At 39.7% G+C, this 9,450-nt stretch carries 11 protein-coding genes; 9 read left to right on the top strand and 2 right to left on the bottom strand.

Features of this window, described 5'->3' with window-relative positions:
* Positions 1–645: 645 nt before the first annotated feature.
* The 8 genes from mltG to A5868_RS10500 all read left to right on the top strand — a co-directional run bounded on the left by mltG (position 646) and on the right by A5868_RS10500 (position 7,050).
* A complete protein-coding gene (gene mltG / locus A5868_RS10535; RefSeq protein WP_044926532.1) occupies positions 646–1,788 on the top strand; it encodes an endolytic transglycosylase MltG in 1,143 nt (380 codons plus the stop codon).
* 95 nt (positions 1,789–1,883) lie between these two features.
* Complete coding sequence (gene greA / locus A5868_RS10530) at positions 1,884–2,363, top strand: transcription elongation factor GreA (RefSeq protein ID WP_010780274.1); 480 nt, start codon at positions 1,884–1,886, stop codon at positions 2,361–2,363.
* 137 nt (positions 2,364–2,500) lie between these two features.
* Positions 2,501–3,223 (top strand): cell wall-active antibiotics response protein LiaF, encoded by a 723-nt coding sequence (gene liaF, locus A5868_RS10525; RefSeq protein WP_010780275.1) that lies wholly within the window; start codon positions 2,501–2,503, stop codon positions 3,221–3,223.
* Positions 3,220–4,293, top strand: a complete 1,074-nt coding sequence (locus A5868_RS10520) for a sensor histidine kinase (RefSeq protein ID WP_010780276.1) — start codon at positions 3,220–3,222, stop codon at positions 4,291–4,293. Before liaF ends, A5868_RS10520 begins: the two co-directional genes overlap by 4 nt.
* Positions 4,294–4,388: 95 nt before the next feature.
* Entirely contained in the window at positions 4,389–5,021 is a 633-nt protein-coding gene (locus A5868_RS10515; RefSeq protein ID WP_010780277.1) for a response regulator transcription factor, read from the top strand.
* Between the two features lie 114 nt (positions 5,022–5,135).
* The gene (locus A5868_RS10510; RefSeq protein WP_086303527.1) at positions 5,136–5,801 is read left to right on the top strand and encodes a potassium channel family protein; all 666 of its coding nucleotides are present in this window, start codon (positions 5,136–5,138) and stop codon (positions 5,799–5,801) included.
* Between the two features lie 11 nt (positions 5,802–5,812).
* Positions 5,813–6,100 (top strand): HesB/YadR/YfhF family protein, encoded by a 288-nt coding sequence (locus A5868_RS10505; RefSeq protein ID WP_086303528.1) that lies wholly within the window; start codon positions 5,813–5,815, stop codon positions 6,098–6,100.
* Between the two features lie 17 nt (positions 6,101–6,117).
* Positions 6,118–7,050, top strand: a complete 933-nt coding sequence (locus tag A5868_RS10500; RefSeq protein WP_086303529.1) for a glycosyltransferase family 2 protein — start codon at positions 6,118–6,120, stop codon at positions 7,048–7,050.
* A 65-nt stretch (positions 7,051–7,115) separates the two neighbouring features.
* Here the strand turns inward: A5868_RS10500 and A5868_RS10495 are convergent, their stop codons facing one another.
* Entirely contained in the window at positions 7,116–8,063 is a 948-nt protein-coding gene (locus A5868_RS10495; RefSeq protein WP_086303530.1) for a phosphoglycerate dehydrogenase, read from the bottom strand.
* Between the two features lie 90 nt (positions 8,064–8,153).
* Complete coding sequence (locus A5868_RS10490; protein ID WP_086303531.1) at positions 8,154–8,969, bottom strand: DUF1189 domain-containing protein; 816 nt, start codon at positions 8,967–8,969, stop codon at positions 8,154–8,156.
* 162 nt (positions 8,970–9,131) lie between these two features.
* Here A5868_RS10490 and A5868_RS10485 point away from each other — a divergent pair.
* On the top strand, positions 9,132–9,450 hold a 319-nt coding region (locus A5868_RS10485; RefSeq protein WP_087654155.1), incomplete at its 3' end, for a GtrA family protein.

Here is a 9,450-nt window from a genome sequence, read left to right as displayed (position 1 = left end):
GTATAATGGTTTAAGTTATGACATGAAGTAAGGAGGAGTTGTTTTTTGTCTGAGGATCAAAACCAACACTCAGAAGAAGGATCTTTTAAAGAGCAGATTATGCGGGCTTTAGAAGAGGGCAGAAAAAATCGTGAGACAGCGTCTCCACCAAAAAAAAGCACGAGACCTGAAGCTTCGAAAGCAAAAAAAGATACTCACGATGATGATGATTTGGCTTCATCCTATGAGCGCTTATTTGGCAATAGACAAAATAAGAAAGATACATCTCCCTCTGCGCAGAAGACTGAACCGACTGAGAAAGAAATTAAAAAAGAAGAAACGAAAAATAAAGCAGAAAAAGCTGAAACGAGCCCATCAAATAATGAGAAAAAATCAGGGGTACGTAAAGCAAGCACCGCTTCATCTCAAAGCATAGTTGATGAAGAAAAAGCGATTGAAAAGAAAGATCAAAAGACAGACCCTTCGAAAAAGGACACAATAACAACTTCAACGAAACATCCAAACTCTAAAAAGAGTTCGACGAAAGTAATTTCATCTATAACGGATAACCCGAAAGTTGAAAAAGAGTCAACACAGGATAAAGAGGTTGAAGAAGAACCGTCGATTTTCCATCGAATCGGTGAGAAATTTGATGAACTTCGTCATATGGACGAAGAATTTGAAGGGGACCTAAGTGAGGAGAGCAACTTGAAACGAGCAGAACGTCGCAAAGAGGATCGAGTCGTCCGTAAAATTGTTTATATATTGACGATCGGTATTTTGATCGTTGCCGGGATTTTAGCCATCTCAGGATATAATTACGTGAGCGCTGGCTTAAAACCATTAGATAGAAATGACAAGAAACTAGTACAGGTTGAAGTGCCAAGCGGCTCATCGAATCGCCAAATCGGGGATATCTTAGAAGATGGAGATGTTATCCGAGATGGTATGGTCTTTAACTTCTATACAAAATTTAAGAATTTGACGAATTTCCAAGCGGGCTATTACCAATTTTCACCAAATATGACTTTGGATCAAATTAGTAAAGAGTTGCAACAAGGCGGTAGCGCAGAACCATTGGATGATGCATCGAAATTGACGGTTCCAGAAGGTTACGATGTTGATAAAATTGCTAGTCTGATTGCTAAGAAGACGGACTTCAAGAAGGAAGACTTCATCAAAGTAATGAAAGATGAAAAATTCTTTGACCAATTGAAGAATCAGTACCCAGAGTTGTTAACAGACGCAGGAAACGCCAAGGATGTACGTTATCGATTAGAGGGATACTTGTTCCCAGCAACCTATAATGTTCACAAAAATAGAAGTCTGGAAGATTTAGTTACTCAAATGGTGGATACAACGAACCAAGTATTGACGCCTTACTATAGTAAGATCAAAGAAAAAGGATTGAATGTACAAGAAGTAATGACGCTGGCTTCCTTAGTTGAAAAAGAAGGGGTTACACAATCCGACCGCAAGAAAATTGCGCAAGTCTTCTTTAACCGAATCGATCAACAGATGCCATTGCAATCGGATATCTCAATTCTTTATGCATTAGGTGAACACAAAGAAGTAGTAACGATCAAAGATACACAGGTGGATTCACCGTATAACCTATACACGAACGCTGGTTATGGTCCTGGTCCATTTGATAATCCGAGTCAAGAAGCGATCCTTGCTGTTCTTGATCCAACGGAGAATGATTACATTTATTTTGTTGCAGATATTTCGACTGGAAAAGTGTATTATGCGAAAACGTACGAAGAGCATATGGAGCTGGTCGAAAAATATGTGAATAAAGAGAAATAAACAATTTACATTATAGTCATTACGTGGTAATCTTTTGTGGATTAAATCTATAAAAGATTACCTTTCGTAATTTTGTTGATTGAAGGAGAAGAAAAATGGTAGAAAAGACTTATCCGATGACTCTAGAAGGAAAAGAAAAACTAGAGCAGGAATTAGAACAATTGAAGACAGTAAAACGTGGCGAAATCATTGAAAGAATTAAAATCGCTCGAAGCTTTGGCGACTTATCTGAAAACTCTGAGTATGAATCTGCGAAGGATGAACAAGCCTTTGTGGAAGGTCGTATCAATACATTAGAAAATATGATTCGCTTCGCTCAAATCATTGACAATGAAAATGTTGATTCTGATGAAATCTCAATCGGGAAAACGGTGACATTCGTTGAATTGCCGGATGACGAAGAAGAGGAATACACGATTGTTGGGAAAGCGGAAGCAGATCCTTTAACTGGGAAGATCTCAAATGATTCCCCCATTGCTCAAGCATTAATTGGAAAAGTCGTTGGAGATGTCGTAACGATTGCGACGCCTGGCGGCAATATGCAAGTTAAAATTGTGAATGTAAAACAGAACTAAAAACACGAAAGAGGCGCTGGTCGCCTCTTTTCTTTTACGTTCGGAAGAAAAAGGTTGCGACCTTAGACCGATAGTATTCAGCGTATAAAAAAAGTAGAATAAGGTATAAATTAAAAATAAGTTGGGAGGAAAGATAAATGAAAAGTCCATGGCGCTTTTTCATTGTCATTGAAGCCTTACTTGCAATTTTCTTATTGTGGCAACTATCTTCAAATCCAGCGATGCTGATCATGTTGCTTTTTGGGGTATTAAATATCTATTGGGCGATGCATAAGCATCGGCGTGGGAAATTTCAGTTGATTTTAGGTTCTGTCATCTTGATCATTTGTCTGGTGAATAGTCCTGCAACGTGGCTGATGTTGATTTTTGCTGTGATCTTTCTTGGCCTTAAAGGCTTTGAGATTGCTGGTATTTCTATACCGAATCATTCCCTAAAGAATAAGAAAAGCATAGTAATGGTAGAAACGACAGATCCAACGAGCCATAATGGTGAGCGGAAAAAACAGAACTGGATCGGCAACGATCGAATTGGAACACAGGTTTTTGAATGGGACGATATTAACGTAGCGATTTTAGCTGGCGATACGATTGTTGATTTAGGCAATACATTGTTACCAAAAGAAGACAGTGTCGTAATCGTTCGTAAAGGATTTGGCCGCACGCGAATTTTAGTTCCCTATGGGATCGGAATTCTTTTTGAGCATGCGACATTATACGGAAAAGTGGATTTTGATGAAGATACACAAGTTCTTCGGAATGAAACGATTAAGATCTATAGTGAGGATTATGATGAAAGCCCCCGAAGATTGAAGATAGTGACCAATACATTGGTTGGGGACGTCGAGGTGATTCGTGTATGATGGGAAAATATTCTCGGTTACAAATATCCCTTTATTCAGGACTCATCTCTTTTTTATTGATTCTTACAACGCTGTTCTTATACATGTACGCGATCGGGAAAAAGCAAATGTTTGCGCAATTATTTGTCGCACGAATTTTTTATATTCCATTGTTCTTTCATATACTTGTGATTTCTCTGACAGTAAGTGCAGTGGTTTATTTTTTAGTGACTATTTTAGAAAAGCGCCAATTAGGAAAGATTGAAGGGAAATTACAAAGTCTGGCTTCTGGAAACTATGATCAGCCATCTTTGGATGTGGCGATCTCACAAAATAAGGAAATGCTTTTAGTGGACCATGACATCAGACGGATCAAAGAAAAGCTGGTGAGTATGTCACGAGAGCTGCAGCAGCTAAGCAGTCTGCCGCAGATGGTCGATGGCACTGCTAAGGAGAAAATACTAGAAGAAGAGCGGCATCGTCTCGCAAGGGAACTTCATGATTCGGTCTCTCAACAGCTTTTTGCGGCGATGATGATGATGTCTGCGTTAAATGAGCAATCTCAACATTCAGAAGAGCTAGAGCCTTATAAGAAGCAGTTAGCCATGGTAGCAGATATCATCAATGCGGCACAATCAGAAATGCGGGCGTTGCTGCTTCATCTGCGACCAATCAGCTTGGAAGGCAAGAGCCTGCGTCAAGGAATCGAGCAATTATTAAAAGAACTGCAAACAAAAATTCAGATTCAATTGAAATGGGACGTGCAAGACATTCAAGTTTCCCCTAGTATTGAAGATCAATTATTTAGAGTAGTTCAAGAGCTGTTATCAAATACATTGCGGCATGCCAAAGCGAATGAACTAGAAGTGTATTTAAAGATTGTTGGACAGAATATTCTGTTGCGCGTGATCGATGACGGTGTTGGGTTTGAGGAAAAGGATGAACATGCAGGAAGCTACGGATTACGCAATATTCGTGAGCGGATTGCTGGAGTTGGCGGCTCCACTAAGATTATTAGCTTTAAGGGCCAAGGAACCAGCATTGAGATAAAAGTTCCAGTTGTAAAGGAAACGTCGCCAGCAGTAGAATGATAAAGTAAAGGCAAGCGCCAGTTTGAAGTGTTTGATGTTATTAAAAAGGTGCTGTAAATGCCGATCATATTAAAATAGAAGCTAGGAGGCAGAAGATGATACGAGTGTTATTAGTTGATGATCATGAAATGGTTCGTTTGGGTGTTTCTTCCTACCTATCCATTCAATCAGATGTAGAAGTAGTAGGGGAGGCTGAGAATGGTGAGGAGGGCTATGAGAAGGCGATGGCGCTTCGACCAGACGTGATCTTGATGGATCTAGTCATGGAGGTCATGGATGGAATTGAATCAACGAAGAAGATTTTGAAGGAATGGCCTGAGGCACGAATTTTGATTGTGACTAGCTTTATAGATGATGAAAAAGTGTATCCTGCCATTGAAGCGGGAGCATCGGGGTATTTATTGAAAACCTCTACCGCGCATGAAATTGCTAATGCCATTCGCAAAACCTACAATGGGGAGCGTGTGCTGGAACCTGAAGTGACGACAAAAATGATGGAGCAATTATCGAATCGAAATCGACATGTTCTTCATGAGGAATTGACGAATCGTGAACAGGAAATTTTATTGTTGATCGCTCAGGGAATGAGCAATCAAGAAATCGCAGATGAACTTTTCATTACATTGAAGACAGTGAAGACGCATGTGTCAAATATTTTAGCGAAATTGGAAGTCGAAGATCGTACACAAGCTGCTATATATGCCTTTAAACACGGGTTGATAAAATAGAGAGTCATTCTCTGTTTTATTAACCCGCTCTTTGTTATACTGAGAATGGGAGTTTTAATAACAAAATCAAGGTTTTTTATAAGAAATTACACTAGCAATACATGAGGAGAGACTATGAAACAAAGTTTTGTCATTATTGGTTTAGGGAGATTCGGCGGAAGTATTTGCCGCACATTAGTTGAATCAGGGCAAGAAGTCTTAGCAATCGACAGTAGTGAAGACCGTGTGAATGAGTACATGAACATTGCGACTCATGCGGTGGTCGCTAATGCACAGGACGAGATGACGTTGCGTTCTTTAGGCATCCGGAATTTTGACCATGTGATTGTCGCAATTGGTGAGGATATCCAAGCGAGTATCTTAGTTACTCTCATGGTGAAGGAGATGGGTGTTCCAAACATTCTAGCAAAGGCCCAAAATGAATACCATGCTCGCGTGCTGGATAAAATCGGTGCGGACCGCGTGGTTCACCCTGAGCGTGATATGGGTCAACGGATCGCCCATAATCTCGTGTCTAAAAATATTTTGGATTACCTTGAGCTTTCTGATGAGTTCTCTCTGGCGGAAGTCAATGTGACCAATCGAAAGTTTTACGGGAAGACATTGGAGGAACTAGATTTTCGCCAGCGCTTTGGCTTGAACGTTGTAGCGATCCGGCGGGATAAACAAGACCCAATCGTGACACCTTCGGCAGAAGAAGTCGTACAAAAAGATGATCATTTAGTAGTGATTGGCCGCGATGAAGATGTCGATTACCTCGATGAGAAAATGAATGGATAGGAGACATTTAGATGAAATTAACGATAACACCCAAAGCACAAGAATGGTTCAAAAAGGAACTTGAATTAGCAGATGGTCAAGGAATCAAATTTTATGGAAAAGTTTATGGGAAAACACAAGTCCATGATGGCTTTTCAGTAGGAATGTCTGTTGACACACCAGAAAGTCCACTTGTGAAAACAAAAGGAGACGATCAGCTCTTTTATATTGAAGAATCCGACGAATGGTTTTTCAAAGGGTATGATCTGGTGGTTGATTACGATACTGAACTGGACGAACCAAAGTATGATTTTAAGTAAGTTTAGGAGTGGATCGAATGATATCAGTGATTGTTCCTTGTTTTAACGAAGAGGAAGCGATTCCTCTTTTTTTTGTAGAAATGGAAGAAGTGAAAAAGAAAGTTTCTTATGATTTCGAATATATATTTATTAATGACGGTTCTGAGGACCAAACGTTGAACGTATTACGAAAGTTAGCTAGAGAATATAGTTTTGTAAGATACCTTTCTTTCTCTAGAAATTTTGGCAAGGAGGCAGCTCTATATGCTGGTTTACAGGCTGCTAAAGGGAAACTTGTGGCTGTAATGGACGTGGATCTGCAAGACCCGCCGGAATTATTGCCGCAGATGATCGAAATGATTGAAACCACAGATGTTGACTGTGTAGGGACTCGTCGTGCTGATCGTAAAGGAGAACCAGCAATTCGTAGTTTCTTCGCGAAGAAATTCTATCAGTTGATTAATCGCATCAGTGAGACAGAGATGGTGGATGGTGCCCGTGATTATCGCTTAATGACGCGACAAATGGTGGATGCCGTATTGGAACTGACGGAGCATAATCGTTTTTCTAAGGGATTATTCAGCTGGGTTGGTTTTAAGACGGAGTATATCTCGTTTGAAAATCAGGAGCGTGTGGCTGGAGAAACATCGTGGTCTTTTTGGAATTTATTCAATTATTCAATTGATGGTATTGTCAATTTTTCGGATGCTCCGTTGAATATTGCTTCATTTGTCGGCGCATTTTCATGTGTAGTATCGGGAATTGCAATGCTGTTCATCATTGTGAGGGCCTTATTGTTTGGTGATCCTACTGCTGGCTGGCCTTCCTTGGTAACGATTATTCTTTTTATCGGTGGGGTACAATTGCTTTGCATCGGAATAATTGGTAAATATATTGGTAAAATTTTTATGGAAACAAAAAAGCGTCCTGTTTATATAATCAAGGAGACAGAAAAAAAGCTGGAGAAATAAGCTCTAGTCAGCCTGTTGACAAAAGACGTCCCAAACTCGCAAGTTGAGTTTGGGACGTTTTTTTATCAATACCCGCGATCTAATTCTACTTGATTTACAGAGAGCTCTTTAGAGGCCACGTAACTTTTTAAATTTGCTAAAAAGATGTCCATGAATTTGCGTTGAAAGTCTACGGTCATTCCTGAGATATGAGGCGTGATTAAGACGTTTTCCATTTTCCATAAGGGATTATCGGTTGGTAAGGGTTCTTCCTCAAAAACATCGAGGGCAGCAAAAGCGAAGTCTTTATTCTCGAGTGCTTGAGTCAATTCTTTGGTATGGACAGTGTCTCCGCGACCGACATTGATAAAAACAGCGGTTTTTTTCATGTTTTCAAAAATATCGTTGTTAAAAATGTGATAGGTCTCATGGGTGCCTGGCAAGATACCCACGACGATGTCCATTTCATGAACGATTTTGGCTAAGTTTTTGATCGAATAGGTTTCGACAAATCCGTTTGCAGGATGGCCAGTAGTATTAATGCCGTAGACATTTACTCCGAGACTGCGAATGGATTTAGAAAGCTGCTGTCCAATGTGACCAGTGCCCACGACCAACAGATTTTTACCGGAGAGTTGATCATAGTGAATCGATTCTTGCCCCCAGATTTTCTTTTCTTGGTTTTTGACAGATTGTTTTAACCCGCGATAATAGCCGAGCAAGACGCCAATAATATGTTCACTGATTGAAAGGGCGTGGATGCCGCTGCCATTTGATAATAAAATATTTTGATTGGAGAACTCCTTTAATGGAAGATAATCGACTCCTGCTGAGATCGACTGCACCCATTTTAATTGACTAGAAGAACGTAAGGACTCAGCCAGTTCTTTCGACCAGCCTACGGAGACTTCGACAGAGGATACCTCTTCATCTGTCAATTCTGTTTTGACTTGGTAATCTGGAGCAATCGCTTGAATGTTGTCAATAAATTCATCGCGAAAGGTTCGTTGTAAAAAGATAATTGGTTTTGTCATAAGAATCTCCTCTTTTCGATTTTTTCTAGGAATCTTCGCTTCATTCTAACAAAAATAGCAGAAAAAAACTGCTTACAGACTCGTAAGCAGTTACTTAGTAGGCAACTCGATTTTAGGAAAATACTGAGTAATACGTAAAAAGATGAATAAGCTGATAAAAGTAATCAAGATACTTGAATCAAAATTTGGCTGGAAGGGCAATATAAGGGTAGCCAATATCGTAGGGATCGTGGCGCAAAAGATCATTGTTTTGAAGCATTCAAAAAATGTGATTCGTCGTAAGCGTAATTTAGCGACGATCATCCCTGCGATAGCTGCGAAGAGCAGGGTGACAAATAAATTGATAAAGGATGGGTATACACCGGCTAAGAGCATAACGAGCGGCGTCCAAACAGGCATCTTCAAATCTTTTAGGCCGGTCCGTAATTTGTCACCAGTCAGTCCTTTTAGCGGTTCTTGTTTATAGGAGAATTTCAAAACATTATCACCAAACATAGCGGAGCTGACACCGCCGTAGTCAGGTAAGACGACTAAAGCCTGATCTTTTAGCATTCCGATACTGAAATAATTTCCAACGAGGTCCTTCTCGACGTCTTGCTGGGTGCGTTTGCCTTCAGGATCGAAAGTCAAAATGATAGAGTTTGTTTGATAAATGAATCCTTTTTCTGGTTTCGTTGTTTTGATCTCGCCATCTTCCACCTTAAAATCTGGAATTTTGTCTACGATTTTCAAACTGTCTGCTTTAATTTGATTCATTACTTGCAATGCTTGATAGACAGTTGGAATTGCTAGAAGGAGACTTAACCCGATGAGGTAGACGATAGACTTCCAAAAGGGGGTAGTTCTGGCATTTTTTAGATCCTCGAAACGAAAAAGTGATCCTTTGATTAATTGACGAAAAGTCATGTGATCGCTCCAATCTTTATATACAAGAGCCATTGTAGCGAAGTAAGCTTGAAATAACAAGATGAACTCTAAAAATGTAGAAAGAAAAAAAGAAAGAATTGACTATTAATAGCAGCTTCGCTATCTTACAATAGGTAGAGAAGAATAAGAAAGTGAGTCCTCATGAAAATTTATCGGATATTTAGAAATTATTTAGAACAAAAAAACCTTTGGGAAGTATTCATTTACTTGTTTTTCGGCGGATTAGCAACGATTGTAAACATCGTCAGCTTCACATTGGCTTATCAAGCATTTCATCTGAGCTGGCCGATCTCAAATGCGATTTCTTGGATATGTTCGGTTCTTTTTGCTTTTGTAACAAATAAAATCTGGGTCTTTCATTCAAAAACAGAAGGCATTTTAGCCTTGAGCTGGGAATTTGGGAAGTTCTTTTTGGCACGGGTGGTTTCTTTTGGAATGGATATGGCTTGCATGTATCTGT

This window comes from Enterococcus sp. 12F9_DIV0723, from assembly GCF_002174375.1.
Classification (GTDB): Bacteria; Bacillota; Bacilli; order Lactobacillales; family Enterococcaceae; genus Enterococcus_A; species Enterococcus_A gilvus.
This window is presented reverse-complemented; position numbering and strand designations above follow the sequence as displayed.